Source organism: Stella humosa (assembly GCF_006738645.1).
Classification (GTDB): Bacteria; Pseudomonadota; Alphaproteobacteria; order ATCC43930; family Allostellaceae; genus Allostella; species Allostella humosa.
The window spans coordinates 4,840,296-4,854,107 of the sequence record NZ_AP019700.1 but is presented as its reverse complement, the minus strand read 5'-3'; the positions used below and the strand labels follow the sequence as shown (position 1 = coordinate 4,854,107).

The following is a 13,812-nucleotide window of genomic DNA, read 5'->3' as shown; positions in this document are numbered from 1 at the left end:
CCATGACGGACAATCCCTCCCAGCCGGTCGCCGACCGCATCGCCTATGACGATTTCGCCCGCGTCGACATCCGCGTGGGCACCATCGTCTCGGCCGAACCCTTTCCCGAGGCGCGCCGCCCGGCCTATCGCCTGCAGGTCGATTTCGGCCCGGAAATCGGCATCAAGAAAAGCTCCGCGCAGCTCACCGTGCACTACCGGCTGGACGAGCTGGTGGGCCGCCAGGTCGCGGCCGTGGTCAACTTCCCGCCGCGCCAGATCGGCCCGATGCGCTCCGAGGTGCTGGTGCTGGGCTTCCCGGATGCCGATGGTGCGGTGGTGCTGGCCAGCGTCGACAAGCCCGTGCCGAACGGCGGCCGGCTCTTCTGAATCAGAATCGCTCGGAGAGACGGATCGCCAGGCGCGAGGCCGCCTTGACGGCGGCCGACAGCAGCGGATAGGCGGGCGCCTCGGTGGCGCCGGCCTGGAGTGCCGTGTCGCGATGCTCCAGCTCCTCGGCGCGGAACTCCTCGATCTGGTCCTTCAGCGCGCTTTCGGAATCGCCCAGCGCCTTCACCTGGTCGCGATAATGCTCGTCGATGACCTCCTCGACGGCGACGGTGCAGGCCATGGCGGCCTTCTCGCCCAGCAGCGCGGTGGCCGCCCCCATGGCATAGCCCGCCAGGTGCCAGACCGGCAGCAGCGCCGTCGGCCGCACCCGGCGCTGGACGATCAGGCGCTCGAAGGCGGCCAAGTGGCGGGCCTCCTGCTCGGCCATGTGGCGGATCGCCGGGCCGGCCGGGCCGCGCCCCAGGACGGAGAGCTGGCCGGCATAGATGCGCCGGGCGCCGTACTCGCCGGCGTGGTCGACGCGGATCATCCGTTGCAGCTGCGCATCGGCCGGCGGGTCGCCCGGCAGGCGCCAGGCAAGCGACGGCCGGGTGGTCTGGTCGGCGTCGGCCGGGGTCATCGCAACCCTCCCTGGCGGTGGCGGCGCAGCGTGCGGACGGATAATACCGCCAGAATGGCCGAGAAGATGGCGTTGAAGCCCGCCAGCGACACCCCGAACAGCGCCCAGGGCACCTCGTCGCAGCGGACCACCGGGCGGTCCACCACCATGCGCTGGAAGTCGGCCAGCGTGCGCGCACCCGACAGGGGCGCGCTGCAGGTGGCGGGGCCGGCGATCCAGTGCTGCTCGACGGCCACGTGGTAGGCCGCCAGCGCGAAGCTGGCCGCGAACAGGAGGGCGAAGAGTGCCGGGAGGGCCGGTCCCAGGGTGCGCCGCACGGGCGGCAGCAGCAGAACGGGCAGGGTGATCGCGGCCGCGATCCACCAGGGCCAGCGCTGCCACAGGCAGAGCACGCAAGGGGCCAGGCCGCCCACATGCTCGAACAGCAGCGCCCCGCCCAGCACGCCGACCGCGCCCACCAGGATGACCGCCGCCAGCGACTTCGTCGAATCCATGCTTCGCCTCTCGTCTCGCCGCCGGCAGATATAGCGCGGCGGCGCGGGCAGCACAGAAAGCAGTTGTCAGAAAGTGCCGGCGGCGACTAACCAGGACGCGATGTCGCACCCGCCGGACGCGGCCGTCGGCGACCTTTCGGTCGAAGGCCGCCCCGTCCCCACCCTGTCGCAGCTATTCCTGGCCTTCCTCGGCATCGCCATGTCGGGCTTCGGCGGGGTGCTGCCCTGGGCCCGGCGGATGCTGGTGGAGCGGCGGCGCTGGCTGACCGGGCCGGAATTCACGGACATACTGGGCCTCTGCCAGTTCCTGCCCGGCCCCAACATCATCAACGTGTCGATCGCCGTCGGCAGCCGCTTCCGCGGGCTGCCCGGCGCCCTGTCGGCGATCTCGGGGCTGATCGGCGGGCCGGTCCTGCTGATGTGCGCGGCCGGCGCCTTCTATGCCCGCCATGGCGACCAGCCGATGGTGCGCTCGATCTTCGCGGGCGTGGGGGCAGCGGCCGCAGGGCTGGTGGTCGCCATGGCGATCAAGATGGCGATCCCGCTCATCCGCGAACGCCCGCTGGAGGCAGCACCGGTGGCGCTGGTGGGGTTCGTCACGGTGGGGCTGCTGCGCTGGCCGCTCGCCTGGGTGCTGCCGCCGCTGCTGGCGGTCGGCATGGCGATCGCCTGGTGGCGGCGCAACCGATGACGGGCGGGGTGCTGTAGTGGAGACCGCCGTCCTCCTGGTGATGGCGCGCCATTTCGCGCTGCTCTCGCTGCTGGCCTTCGGCGGCGGCAACACCGTCCTGCCCGAGATGCACCGCCAGGCGGTGGAGGTGTCGGGCTGGCTCACCGACCAGCAGTTCGCCGACCTCTTCGCCATCGCCCAGGCGGCACCCGGCCCCAACATCCTGATCGTCACCCTGATCGGTTGGCAGGTGGCGGGGCTGGCGGGCGCGCTGGTCGCGACGGCCGCCATCTGCGCGCCGGCCTGCACGCTGACCTACATCGTGGCCCACCTGTGGGAACGCTTCCGCGACCGCCCCTGGCGCCGCGTCGTCCAGCGCGGCCTTGCCCCCGTCACCATCGGCATCGTCGCCGCCGGCGCCTTCGTGGTGGCGCAGACCGTCGACCGCTCCCTGGTGGCGGCCCTGCTGACGCTGGCGACCGTCGCGGTCTCGATGTGGGGCCGCATCAACCCGCTGTGGGTGCTGGTGCTGGGCGGCATCGTCGGTGCCGCCGGCTGGGTCTAGTTGCAGGTCGCCCCTCAACGCGGCCATTCCCTTCCGCCCAAGCCGCCGCTATGTTCGCGCCCGAGTGCCCCTGTGGCGGAATGGTAGACGCGGCAGACTCAAAATCTGTTGTCCGCAAGGGCGTGTTGGTTCGAGTCCGACCAGGGGCACCATCCTTCCCGCCAGCCGTTGATTTCGTTCGGTCTTCGGGAAAAACTGTCCCACCGGATCGCACCCGGCCGGAAAGCGGGACAAGACGATATGCCCGAGGACGATCTGCGGTCCCTGCCGCTATCCCATGTCGCGCTGACCGAGACGGTCCGCCTCCTGGAGACGGGGTATGCCGGCTATGTCGTGCCAGTGGCGTTCGACGTCGACGGGCTGGCCCGGCGCGTCCGGGCCGAGCATGTCGACCTGGCGGCGAGCCACCTCCTGATCGACCGGGATGGCCAGCGGATCGGCGCGATGCTCGTTGCGCGGCGGGGACGGCGGTCGCGGGTGGCGGCCCTCGGGATCGCGCCTGCGGCGCGCAACCGGGGTCTCGGCCGCGCCGCCATCGCCCTGGCGATCGCGGATGCCCGCCGGCGCCAGGATGCCGAGATCGTGCTCGAGGTCATCGCCGGCAATGCCGCGGCGCTGCGCGTCTACACCCGGCAAGGGTTCGCCGCGGTGCGGGTGCTGGTCGGATATGAGCGTCCGCTTGGTGGCGACGCGGGCGAGCGGATCGGCATTGCGCGCTGCGCGCCCGACGACATCCTGCATGCGCTGCTGGCGGCCTATCCGGCCGACCCGTCCTGGCAGGCCTCGCCCTTGTGCTTCGCTGGCGCGACCCTGCCCGTCCTGGCCTTCCGCAGCGAAGGCGGCGAGGCCGCGGCCCTGGTGCAGCCGGCGGGCCCGGCGATGCGGCTGCTGGCTTTCGCGGTCGCGGCCGACTGGCGCGGGCGGGGGCTCGGCCGGCGGTTCCTGAACGCACTGGCGGCGCAATGGCCCGGGGCGTCATGGTCCATCCCGGCCATCGTGCCGGAGGCCATGGCGGCCGGATTCTTCGCCGCGACCGGCTGGCGCCGGACGGCGATATCGCAACTGGAGATGGCCCGGGTGCCATGACCGCCCGTCCTGGCCGTCCCGACGTGCCGTCCAGCCCCATGCGCCTCACCGTGCCGCTCAACGCGCTGCGCGCGTTCGAGGCAGCCGCCCGCCATCTGTCGATCAAGGACGCGGCGGCCGAGATCGGGGTGACGCCGTCGGCGGTCAGCCACCAGCTTCGCATCCTGGAGGAGGCCTTCAGGCTGGAGTTGATGCGGCGGGCGGGACCGGGGCTGGAATTGACGGCGGCCGGCCGTGCCCTGGCGCCGGACCTGACCGCCGGCTTCGCCCGCATCGTCGGGGCGGTGGGCGCCTTGCAGACGCAGCGCCGGCTGGGCCCGCTGCGCTTGTCCATCATGCCGACCTTCGCCAGCCACTGGCTTTCGCCGCGGCTGGCAACCTATCCCTTGGCGCGGCCGGGGTTCGAGCTGCTGATCTCGACGACGCAGGACCTGGCGGACCTGAATGCCGGGGGTGCCGATGCCGGCATCCGCCATGGCCGGGGCAACTGGCCCGGCCTTGCCGCCGACTTGCTGTTCCAGGAGAGCGTGGTGCTGCTGGGGCGGCCTGGATGGCCGGCGGCGGGCGACGTCCGCGCGGCTGCCGCCCGCATGCCGCTGTTCCTGCCGCAGCGCCTGCAGGCGGATTTCGAGCGTTGGAATGCGACCCTGCCGGGCGGGGCGATCCGGCCCGCATCCATCACCATCGTCGATACGTCCGGCCTTGGCCTGAAAGCCGCCATGGACGGCGTCGGCCTGACGCTGGGTGGATTCGAGATGGTCCAGGACGATATCGCCGCCGCCCGGCTCGCCGTCCTCTTCGATCATCGCATCGGCACGGACAGCGGCTACTACCTCGTCTATCCGCCCGCACTCGCCCGCGACCGGCGGATCCGCAACCTGAAACCCTGGCTGCTGGCGGAGGCATCCAAGGTCGGGCGCGCGTGAGAAGAACTCAGCCCGGCCGACGAGACCCTCATTCGACATGAGGTCGGCCGGCGATCAGCCTCCGTACGATCCGCACGGAGAGCCCCAGCATGCCAACACCGTCTGCGCCACCATCGTCGCCGGCCGCGCGCCGTTCCACCGGGATCTGGGCCGCCATTCTGGCCGGCGGGGTGATCATGGGCCTGGCGCTCGGCATCCGCCATGTCCAGGGGCTGTTCCTGCTGCCGGTGACGATGGACCGGGGCTGGTCGCGCGAAACCTTCGGCCTTGCCCTGGCGGTGCAGAACCTGACCTGGGGTGCCGTCCAGCCCATCGCCGGCATGATCGCCGACCGCTTCGGGTCGGCCCGGGTGGTGGCGGGCGGGCTGGCATTCTATGCCCTGGGCCTTGTCGTGATGGCGCAGGCGACGACGCCCCCCGTCTTCGTCCTGGGGGCCGGCATCTGCATCGGCGTCGCGCTCGCCGGCACCGCCTTCGGGGCGATCTATGGCGCGATCAGCCGCCTCGTATCGCCCGATCGGCGCAGCTGGGCCCTGGGCCTGGCCGGCGCCATCGCCGGGCTCGGCCAGTTCGCCATGGTCCCGGCGGCGCAGGTCATGATCGGGGCGTGGGCCTGGACCGGCGCGCTGCTGGCCCTGGCGGCGACGATGGCGCTGCTGCTGCCGCTGGTCCGCCCGCTGCGCGACCGTCCCGGCGCCGGACAGCCGGCCGCCTCGGCCAACTCCATGTCGGCGGCGATCGGCGAGGCGTTCGGCCATCGCGGCTTCTGGCTGCTGAACCTCGGCTTCGTCGCCTGCGGCTTCCAGCTTGCCTTCATCGCCACGCACCTGCCGGCCTATCTGCTGGATCGGGGCCTGCCCCCCGAGGAGGCGGTGGCCGCGCTGGCGATCATCGCGCTCGCCAACGTCGCCGGCACCTACCTGTTCGGCCTGTGGGGCGGCTATGTGCGGCGGAAGTACCTGCTGTCCGTCCTCTATCTCCTGCGGGCGGCGGCGATCGCCCTCTTCGTCCTGCTGCCGTTGACGAGCTGGAGCCTGCATGCCTTCGCGGCGGCCATGGGGTTCCTGTGGCTGGGCACCTTGCCGCTGACCAACGGCCTGATCTCGCAGGTGTTCGGCGTGCGCTACATCGCGACACTGTTCGGCTTCGTGTTCCTCGGCCACCAGCTCGGCTCGTTCCTGGGCGTCTGGCTCGGGGGGCATGTCTTCGAGGCGACGGGGTCCTATGACGCGGTATGGCTGGGGGCGGTGGCGCTGGGGGTGCTGGCGGCGGCCGTGCATTGGCCGATCGACGATCGCGCGCTCGTCCGGCCAGGCGGCCGCCTGGCCCCGGCATGACACCGCGCCTGGCAGCACGCGGCGGCTGGCTGCCGCTGGTCCTGCTGCTGCTGGCCGGCTTGGCCGTTCTCGACGCCTGGCAGCAGGCGGACCTGGCCGTCCTGTGGCTGCTGCCCGGGGCGATATGCGGATAGCGCCCGGGCCGCTGCTCAGTCCCGTTCGAGCAGCGCCGCCAGCCGGTCCAGGCTTCCGCTCCAGAATTGCTGGTAGTGGGCGAGCCAGCTCATGGCTTCCTCCATCGGCCCGGCGCTGAGGCGGCAGGAGACCGTCCGGCCGGTTTTGGTGCGGGTGATCAGGCCTGCGTCCGACAGTACGTCCAGGTGCTTCATGACGGCCGGCAGGGACATCGCGAACGGTCTTGCAAGCGCGCTGACCGACAGCCCGTCCTGCTCGCCCAGGCGCGCCAGCAGGGCGCGGCGCGTGGGATCGGCCAGGGCGGAAAAGGTGCGGTCCAGCGAGGGTTGCGTAGAGTTAACCATAAAGTTAAACGTAAATCGGCGGTCGATGGCGGTCAAGCCCGCAGCATCCCCCGCGCGAACGGTGGCGTGAACGATTGTAACTGGCCGCGGCCCCCGTCTATCTTCGCGCCTTGCCTGACCGCCCGCCATACCGATCCACCCGCACGACCGAGGATGCCGCCGGATGATGCCGGCCGATCCCGACGACTTTCCCATATCCGACGCCGAGGTCGTGCGCCGGACGACCACGGAGGGGCCGCACAACCTGTTCGGCGAGACGCCGGCCGAGATGGCGCAGCTCGACGCATGGTCGCGTGCCCGTCCCCAGCGGCTGGCGGCGCTGCCGGCCCTGTTCGTCCTCTTCATCGGCTATCCCCGCAGCGGTCACAGCCTGACCGGCGCCCTGCTCGACGCCCATCCGGAAATGGCCATCTCGCACGAGCTCGACGTGCTGCGGTTCCGCAAGGCCGGCTTCTCGCGCGACCAGATCCTGCTGCTGATCGCCGAGAACAGCCGACGCCTCGGCCGCCTCGGCCGGCGCTGGCACCCCTACGACTACAGCGTCCCTGGCGCCTGGCAGGGGCGCTGGGACCGGTTGCAGGTGATCGGCGACAAGAAGGGGGGCGAGACGACACGCCGGCTGGTGCTCGACCCCGGCGCCCTTGAGGCGTTCGAGCGGTTCATCGACCTGCCGGTCCGCTTCATCCACGTCGTGCGCCATCCGGCCGACAACATCGCCACCATGGTCCGCCGCAGCGTGGAACAGCCGGGCAAGGATCATCTCTTCGTCTCGCTGAACCACTATGCCGCGCTGGCCGCGGCCAACGCCCGGCTGCTCGACCGGCTCGGGCCCGAACGCAGCATCACGCTCTGGCATGAGGATTTCGTGGCAGCACCCGAGGAAGAGCTGGCCCGCCTTTGTACCTTTCTGGGCGTGGGGGCGCCGGCCCGCTACCTGTCGGCCGCCGCAGGCCGGGTCCTGCCCTCCGCGCGCCAGAGCCGGCGGGAGATCGACTGGCCGCCCGAGCGCCGCCAGCGGCTCGGCGGGATCATCGCCGACACGCCCTTCCTTCGCCGCTACGCCGAAAGCGCCCTGGATCTGGGGCCGGAACAGCCATGACCAGGACCGCCCCAGCCGGCCGCGACGAGGGCGCCGCCACCCGCCTCCTGCGGGCAGTGGCGGTCGGCACCATCGTGCTGCCCGCGCTGCTGTTCGCGCTCTTCACCTGGCAGGGCTGGCGGCTTGCCCTGGACGAGACGCGGGCGCGTCTGAGCGGCACGGCCGACCTGGTGCTCGAACACGCGATCAAGGTGTTCGAGACCCAGGAGCTGGTGGGCGCCCAGGTGGCCGAGATGCTGCGCGGCTCCGACGTGGACGGCGCTCGCGCCCAGGCCGATACCCTGCACCTCCGGCTCCAGTCGCTGCGGCAGCGCCTGTCGCAGATCGAGGATATCTGGATCATTGACGCCGCCGGCCGGCCGATCGTGGCCGCGGCCGTGCCGACCGTGCCGGCCGACATGGACGTGCGCGACCGGGAGTATTTCCGCTTCCATTTCGACCACGCCGAAGGGCGCCCCGCGACGGAACTGGGCCAGACCTATGTCGGTCCGGTCATTCGCGGCCGCGTGCGCGGCGCCACCTTCTTCCAGATCACCTGGCGCGTCGCCAACGCGGCCGGCTTCGACGGGGTGATCGTGGTGTCGGTGCGGCCCGGCTACTTCCAGGAGTTCTATGCCCGGCTGGCCGCCGAAACTGGCTTCAACGCGACCCTGATCCGCCAGGACGGGTCGATCCTGGCGCGCTATCCCCGGCCGGCCCAGGGGCTGGAGGCGCTGCCGCCCTCCGGTCGCCTGGCGGCGGCCATCGCGGCCAACCCGGAGAGCGGCGAGTTCCGTGCCGTCTCGATCTTCGATGGGGTGGAGCGGATCGTCCGCTATCGCCACCTGCCGCGCTATCCCGTCTATGTCACGACGGCGGCCGCGGTCGAGACGATCCGCCAGCGCTGGCTGGCCGACGCGGCCAGCCACCTGGCCTTCGGCGTGCCGGTCACCCTGGCGCTCTTCGTCGTCACCTTGTTCGCGCTGGCGCGGACCCGGCGGGAGAGTGCGGCGCTGGCCCGGCTGCGCGCGGAATCCCGGCTGCGGGAAGATACCGAGGCACAACTGCGGCAATCGCAGAAGATGGATGCGATCGGCCGCCTGACCGGCGGCGTCGCGCATGATTTCAACAACCTGCTGACGGTCGTGACCGGCAACCTCGACCTTGCCCTGCGCCGCCTGGGCGACAGTGGCGACCCGCGCGTGCGCCGGGGCATCACCGGGGCGCTGGAGGGGGCGCGGCGGGCCGCCACCCTGACCCAGCGGCTGCTGGCCTTTGCCCGCCAGCAGCCGCTCGACCCCAAGCCCACGGATGCCAACCGGCTGGTCGCGGGCATGTCCGACCTGCTGCGCCGCACCCTGGGCGAGGTGGTGGAGGTGGAGACGGTGCTGGCCGGCGGCCTCTGGCCCGTCTTCGTCGACGGCCCGCAGCTGGAGAATGCCCTGCTCAACCTGGCGGTCAATGCCAGGGATGCCATGGCCGACGGCGGCAAGCTGACGATCGAGACCGCCAATGCCCATCTGGACGAGGCCTATGCCCGCACGCATGACGAGGTGATTGCGGGGCAGTATGTGCTGATCGCCGTCTCCGATACCGGTGGCGGCATGCCGCCGGAGGTGATCGCGCGCGCCTTCGACCCGTTCTTCACGACCAAGCCGCTGGGCGAGGGCACCGGCCTCGGCCTCAGCCAGGTCTATGGCTTCGTCAAGCAGTCGGGCGGCCATGTGAAGATCTATTCCGAGCCCGGCCAGGGCACGGCGGTGAAGATCTATCTGCCGCGTCATGCCGCCGCCCGGCGCGACGGCGGCCTCGACCAGCCGGCGGATGCGCCCGCAGCCGCCACGGATCGGGCGCTGGGGCGCGGCCGAACGGTGCTGGTGGTGGAGGACGACCCCGGCGTGCGCGCGGTCAGCGTCGAATGCCTGGCCGACCTCGGCTATCGGGTGCTGGAGGCCGGCGACGGCGCTGCCGCCCTGGACATTCTCGATGCCAACCCGGCCATCACCTTGCTATTCACGGACGTCATCCTGCCGCATGGCATGAACGGCCGGCATCTGGCCGACGAGGCGCGGCGCCGCCGGCCGGATCTCGCGGTCCTCTTCACCACCGGCTACACGCAGAACGCCATCGTCCACAACGGCATGCTCGATGCCGGCGTCGACATGATCGGCAAGCCCTTCACGATCGGCGAGGTCGCCCGCAAGCTGGCCCAGATGCAGGGCCGGGGCGCGTAGGTGCCGGGTAGCCGTTCAGGCGGCCGTGCGGCCCAGGCCCTGGCCGATGCAGCGCAGCAGGTCGCGCTCGACGAAGGGCTTCTGCAAGGTCGGCCGGCCCTGGTGGTCGGCATGGAGGGTCGACGCGCCATAGCCGGTCGAGAAGACATAGGGAATGCCCCGGCGGCGCAGCACGTCGGCCACCGGATAGGTCTCGGTTCCGCCCAGATTGACGTCGAGGATGGCGATATCGAGGGCGGTCGTCTCGGCCGCCGCCAGCGCCTCGTCGAGGCCAGCCGCGGTCGCGGCGATGATGCAGCCCATCTCCTCCAGCATATCCTGCAGCAGCAAGGTGATCATCGCCTCGTCCTCGACGATCATGATGCGAATTCCGGCAATGCTGGCGCTGTCCACGTTCTTGCTCTCCTGGCGACGCGGCGCAACATTGTCCCGAGAGGGCACTTCATGACAACGAATTTGCGCAATTTCGCAGCGATCGATATCGCCGAAGGCGACAGGCCACCCTGGGGGCGAGCCCGGGATATCGCATGACGGAAGATCAACCCCGCGAATCGGCAGCGGAGGCGGCCCGGATCGCCGCCGACCGCGATCGGTTGCGGGCAGTCCGAGACCTGATGGCGGCGGGGCGGTACGAGGCGGCCGAGGCGGCCGCGGCCGACCTGGCATTGCAGCCGGCGCTGCGCCCGATCGCCCGGCGCCTCATTGCCGCCTGCCGCCACGCCCTGCAACTGCGCTTCCGCCCGGCGGGGGAGGTGGCGGGGATGATGGCCACCATCCTGGACGAGGTCGGCCGCAACCAGCCCGCCCCGGCAGCACCCGGGGCCGGCCCGCAGGTCGTCGAGAGCCCCGGCAGCGACCGGGTCGTCTTCGTCTTCGCCGGGGCCGACGAGGCCCCGTTCGCCCATGTCGTGGTGCAGACCTGGCTGCGCCGGCAGGGGTGCCATGCGGTGCATGTGCGCGACCCGCGCTCGCAATTCTCCATCACCGGCCTGCCCGGCCTGGCGCCGGACCTGGCCGGCTGCATCGCTGGCCTGCGCGCTCTGGCCGATCGGCTGGGGGCGACGCGGCGCTTCTGCATCGGCTATTCGGCCAACGGCTTCTCGGCCCTGCGCTATGGCATCGGGCTGGAGGCGGAGGCGGTGCTGGCCTTCTCGCCGGTCACGACCCTGGGGATCGACCCCAAGGATCGCGACCGCTTTCCGATGATCCGCCGGCTGCATGCCGAGAATCCGCACCTGGTCGAGGACGTGCTGCCGCTCTATCGGGCAGCCGCGCGCCCTCCCCGGGTGACGATCGTGTTCGGCCAGCAGAACCGCGGCGACCGCTGGGCGGCCACGCGCATGGCCGTGGTGCCGGGCATCCGCCTGATCCCGGTCCCCGGCCTGACCGACCATGACAGCCTGGGCGTGACCATGGTGTCGCGCCGCTTCGGCCCGCTGCTCGACGATATGTTCAATCCCGGGGCGGCATAGTCAGCCAAGGCCCGCGCGCATCCGCAGCGCCCGCCACACCGGCCCGCAATGCAGCTCCGCTGCGGCTTCCACGACGCCGCGGTCGACGACGTCGAACAGGTCGAATGGCGTGTCGGAGACATGCATGTGCGAGCGCTCGCGCGCCAGGCGGTCCGGTGCCACGCCGGCGAAGTCGGCCAGCCGCTCCAGCTCGGCCGGCTGCGACAGGCGGTCCATCGCCGTCACCAGCAGCGTCTCTGCCGGCAGCAGTTCCAGCGCGCGCCGGTTATGGCGCGCATACCAGCGCAGGTAGCCCTCCAGCGAGAACAGCCCGAGCCGTGCCAGCCCGGCATCGGCCTCGCCATGGCGATAGAGGTCCGGGCGGAAGCGGATGCGGCGCAATTCCCACCAGTCCCAATGGGTGCGGCGCGGCCGGGTGCTCTCATGGCGGCAGATGGACGCCACCCAAGAAACCGGGTCGCGCACCGTCAGCACGAAGCGGGCATCGGGATGCACCCGGCGGATCAGCGGAAGCAGGTGATAGTTGAGGGTGGAGGAGTTCATCTCCCAGCCCCAGCCGGCGACCAGGTTCTGCAGCGGCGGCGAGCTGAAGAAGTCGCCGAAGCGGTTGGCGTCGGGGTGCAGGCCGAGCCGGATGATCTGGCGCCATTCGGGCTCGTGGGTCGAGCGGAAGTGGCTGCCGAAGATGCCGCAGAGCGAGATCGTGCCGGTCTTGCCGAGCCCTATGCCAAAGAGGCGGAAGCGCGGCGGCGCGTCGGCCGGGTGGTCGGCTGGCAGGTAGTTGGCGACCATCAGCTATTCGCCCTTCATCGACTAGTCGTCCGTCATCCAGGCGTGCGGGGTGCCGGCCAGATGGGCGCGTACCTCGTCGAAATTGGTCAGGATGCGCGACAGCGGCCAGGGCGTCGTCGGTACCAGGCGGACCTCGGCCGGATGGTCGGGCAGGCCGAGGAAGGCCGTGACCCGGCGATAGGCGCGGGCCGGGTCGGGCCGGATGTCGTCCTCGAAGGTCAGCCGCAGCACCGGGCGATCGCCGAGCACCCGGTCCAGCGCAGTGAAATCGGCCTGGTAGCGGGCCATGGCGTCCAGCAGCGGGGTGGTCGCGCGTTCGACCACCACCGCCCCGACATCCAGCCGCATGGGCCGCAGGATGGGGCGGGCGCCCGAACCGGCCTCCAGGTGCCACTGCCCGGTCTGGCGCGCCAGCAGGGACGAGACGATCTTGCGCAGCAGGTTGCGGCGGCGAATGACCAGGAAGCGGACGAAGCCGCGCGCTGCCAGCAACTCCAGCAGCCCGGCCGGGTCGAGCCCCGCCCGGCGCAGGTGATAGAACTTCGTCTCGAAGCCGAAGCCCCTGCTGCCCGCCTTGTCGAGGCCACGCTCGATCCGGGACAGCGCCGCTGCGCGGTCGAAGCTGCCGCGCCGCGGGTCGAGCAGCTCGCCCGCCCAGGTCAGGCCGGGATGCTGGCGAAGCTGGTCGGCCACCACCGTGCTGCCGCTGCGCCCGATATGGAACATGCAGGTGCGGGTCGTCATGCCGGCCGGTCGTGCGACTGCCCGGTCGCCGCCTTCTCTGCCGCGTAGGCCAGCATCGCCTGGGTAAGGTCGGGCCAGCGCCGGAACGTCTCGTCATAGGACAGGCCGCGGCGGCCGGCGGCGGCCAGGCGGTCGTGGAACTGCGGCGCGTGCGCCAGCCGCCACAGGCGCGAGCCCGGGCGCAGGGCATAGGCGACGCTGTGCCGGCCGGTCCAGCCGACGCTGTGCATGCGCGTCAGCATCTGCAGCATCTGCCGGTCCTGGCCGGAGCCGTCCTCCTTCGTCACCATGGTCCAGGCCGACAGCGGCAGGATCGCCTGGCGCTTGTCGACGATGTAGCAGTTGGTGTCGATCAACCCGCCCGATATGCGGGCATACATGCCGCGCCCCGGCCCCAGCGATTCCCACTGGTCACGGCACAGCAGCCGCCCGTCCTCCGCCGCGAACCAGCGCATGGAAAAGGCCCAGTCGAACCCGTCGACCGCGCGCAGCAGGTCGCCCAGGTGCTGCGGCAGGTACCAGCTGTCGTCGTCCAGGAAAGCGACACGCGGGGCGTTGGCCAGGAAGGACAGGATGGTGCGCATGGCCCCGCCGCCGCGCCCGGCATGGATGCCGCCATTGCGCCTGGCCGTCGAATAGCCGGGAGTCAGCAGCAGGGCGCCCATGCGCGCCGGCCGCTGGTCGAGCAGGCGGCGCAGCGCCTCCAGCTCCAGCCCGCCATCCAGGCGGTCGCAGCCGATCGCCAGCAGGACCGTCCCGTCATGCTCCTGGTCGAAGACCGAGCGCACGGCGCGCAGCAGCGACGGCCGCAGCACGGTGGAGATCACGACGGCGACTTCGGCCGGCGCCTGGGCGGGTTGTCCCGCGATCGGCCATGCCTGCCCCAGCGACGCCCCGTCCGGGGCGGCTTCTGCCGGATTCGGGTCCGGGGGGATCGGGGGCATCGACATTGCTGTCCGGACTCGCGCAGGCGGCTGCTACCATTGG

17 protein-coding genes and 1 tRNA gene are annotated in these 13,812 nt (G+C 71.4%); 11 read left to right on the top strand and 7 right to left on the bottom strand.

Annotation, left to right across the window (positions count from 1 at the left end; translation table 11 throughout):
- The first annotated feature begins 2 nt into the window (after positions 1–2).
- Positions 3–368, top strand: a complete 366-nt coding sequence (locus STVA_RS22765) for a tRNA-binding protein (RefSeq protein ID WP_123692390.1) — start codon at positions 3–5, stop codon at positions 366–368.
- A gap of 1 nt (position 369) precedes the next feature.
- Here the strand turns inward: STVA_RS22765 and STVA_RS22760 are convergent, their stop codons facing one another.
- Entirely contained in the window at positions 370–948 is a 579-nt protein-coding gene (locus STVA_RS22760; protein ID WP_123692388.1) for a demethoxyubiquinone hydroxylase family protein, read from the bottom strand.
- Positions 945–1,442 (bottom strand): disulfide bond formation protein B, encoded by a 498-nt coding sequence (locus STVA_RS22755; protein ID WP_123692386.1) that lies wholly within the window; start codon positions 1,440–1,442, stop codon positions 945–947. The genes STVA_RS22760 and STVA_RS22755 overlap by 4 nt, the downstream gene beginning before the upstream one ends.
- A 73-nt stretch (positions 1,443–1,515) precedes the next feature.
- Here STVA_RS22755 and STVA_RS22750 point away from each other — a divergent pair, with 73 nt between their 5' ends.
- From STVA_RS22750 to STVA_RS27780, 7 genes are all read left to right on the top strand, one after another.
- Positions 1,516–2,133: a chromate transporter gene (locus STVA_RS22750; RefSeq protein ID WP_197735714.1), complete on the top strand. Its 618-nt coding sequence runs from the start codon at positions 1,516–1,518 to the stop codon at positions 2,131–2,133.
- A 16-nt stretch (positions 2,134–2,149) separates the two neighbouring features.
- On the top strand, positions 2,150–2,677 hold the full coding sequence (locus STVA_RS22745) for a chromate transporter (RefSeq protein ID WP_245978420.1): 528 nt from the start codon (positions 2,150–2,152) through the stop codon (positions 2,675–2,677).
- 66 nt (positions 2,678–2,743) lie between these two features.
- Positions 2,744–2,829 (top strand) — tRNA-Leu (locus STVA_RS22740).
- An 88-nt stretch (positions 2,830–2,917) separates the two neighbouring features.
- Entirely contained in the window at positions 2,918–3,763 is an 846-nt protein-coding gene (locus tag STVA_RS22735; protein WP_123692383.1) for a GNAT family N-acetyltransferase, read from the top strand.
- Positions 3,760–4,689, top strand: coding sequence for a LysR substrate-binding domain-containing protein (locus STVA_RS22730; RefSeq protein ID WP_123692381.1), 930 nt, complete (start codon positions 3,760–3,762; stop codon positions 4,687–4,689). Before STVA_RS22735 ends, STVA_RS22730 begins: the two co-directional genes overlap by 4 nt.
- Before the next feature lie 89 nt (positions 4,690–4,778).
- Positions 4,779–6,026: an MFS transporter gene (locus tag STVA_RS22725; RefSeq protein ID WP_123692379.1), complete on the top strand. Its 1,248-nt coding sequence runs from the start codon at positions 4,779–4,781 to the stop codon at positions 6,024–6,026.
- Entirely contained in the window at positions 6,023–6,160 is a 138-nt protein-coding gene (locus tag STVA_RS27780; protein ID WP_170216585.1) for a hypothetical protein, read from the top strand. The genes STVA_RS22725 and STVA_RS27780 overlap by 4 nt, the downstream gene beginning before the upstream one ends.
- A gap of 15 nt (positions 6,161–6,175) precedes the next feature.
- Here the strand turns inward: STVA_RS27780 and STVA_RS22720 are convergent, their stop codons facing one another.
- Positions 6,176–6,541 (bottom strand): ArsR/SmtB family transcription factor, encoded by a 366-nt coding sequence (locus tag STVA_RS22720; RefSeq protein WP_245978418.1) that lies wholly within the window; start codon positions 6,539–6,541, stop codon positions 6,176–6,178.
- A gap of 127 nt (positions 6,542–6,668) precedes the next feature.
- Between STVA_RS22720 and STVA_RS22715 the strand changes: the two genes are divergently transcribed.
- Both STVA_RS22715 and STVA_RS22710 read left to right on the top strand, forming a co-directional pair.
- Positions 6,669–7,604 (top strand): sulfotransferase, encoded by a 936-nt coding sequence (locus STVA_RS22715; protein WP_123692376.1) that lies wholly within the window; start codon positions 6,669–6,671, stop codon positions 7,602–7,604.
- A complete protein-coding gene (locus STVA_RS22710; protein WP_179955415.1) occupies positions 7,601–9,817 on the top strand; it encodes an ATP-binding protein in 2,217 nt (738 codons plus the stop codon). The genes STVA_RS22715 and STVA_RS22710 overlap by 4 nt, the downstream gene beginning before the upstream one ends.
- A 15-nt stretch (positions 9,818–9,832) precedes the next feature.
- Here STVA_RS22710 and STVA_RS22705 read toward each other — a convergent pair whose 3' ends face one another.
- Positions 9,833–10,210: a response regulator gene (locus STVA_RS22705; RefSeq protein ID WP_197735713.1), complete on the bottom strand. Its 378-nt coding sequence runs from the start codon at positions 10,208–10,210 to the stop codon at positions 9,833–9,835.
- Positions 10,211–10,431: 221 nt separating this feature from the next.
- Here STVA_RS22705 and STVA_RS22700 point away from each other — a divergent pair, with 221 nt between their 5' ends.
- The gene (locus tag STVA_RS22700) at positions 10,432–11,289 is read left to right on the top strand and encodes a hypothetical protein (RefSeq protein WP_142235864.1); all 858 of its coding nucleotides are present in this window, start codon (positions 10,432–10,434) and stop codon (positions 11,287–11,289) included.
- On the opposite strand, the gene STVA_RS22695 is transcribed toward STVA_RS22700, so the two are convergent.
- The 3 genes from STVA_RS22695 to STVA_RS22685 are packed head-to-tail and all read right to left on the bottom strand — an operon-like array spanning position 11,290 to position 13,769.
- Positions 11,290–12,081 (bottom strand): sulfotransferase, encoded by a 792-nt coding sequence (locus STVA_RS22695; protein WP_123692368.1) that lies wholly within the window; start codon positions 12,079–12,081, stop codon positions 11,290–11,292.
- Between the two features lie 21 nt (positions 12,082–12,102).
- Positions 12,103–12,825 carry a hypothetical protein gene (locus STVA_RS22690; protein ID WP_123692366.1) on the bottom strand — a complete coding sequence of 241 codons (723 nt, stop codon included), beginning with the start codon at positions 12,823–12,825 and terminating at the stop codon, positions 12,103–12,105.
- Positions 12,822–13,769: a glycosyltransferase family 2 protein gene (locus tag STVA_RS22685; protein ID WP_142235863.1), complete on the bottom strand. Its 948-nt coding sequence runs from the start codon at positions 13,767–13,769 to the stop codon at positions 12,822–12,824. The genes STVA_RS22690 and STVA_RS22685 overlap by 4 nt, the downstream gene beginning before the upstream one ends.
- Positions 13,770–13,812 lie beyond the last annotated feature (43 nt).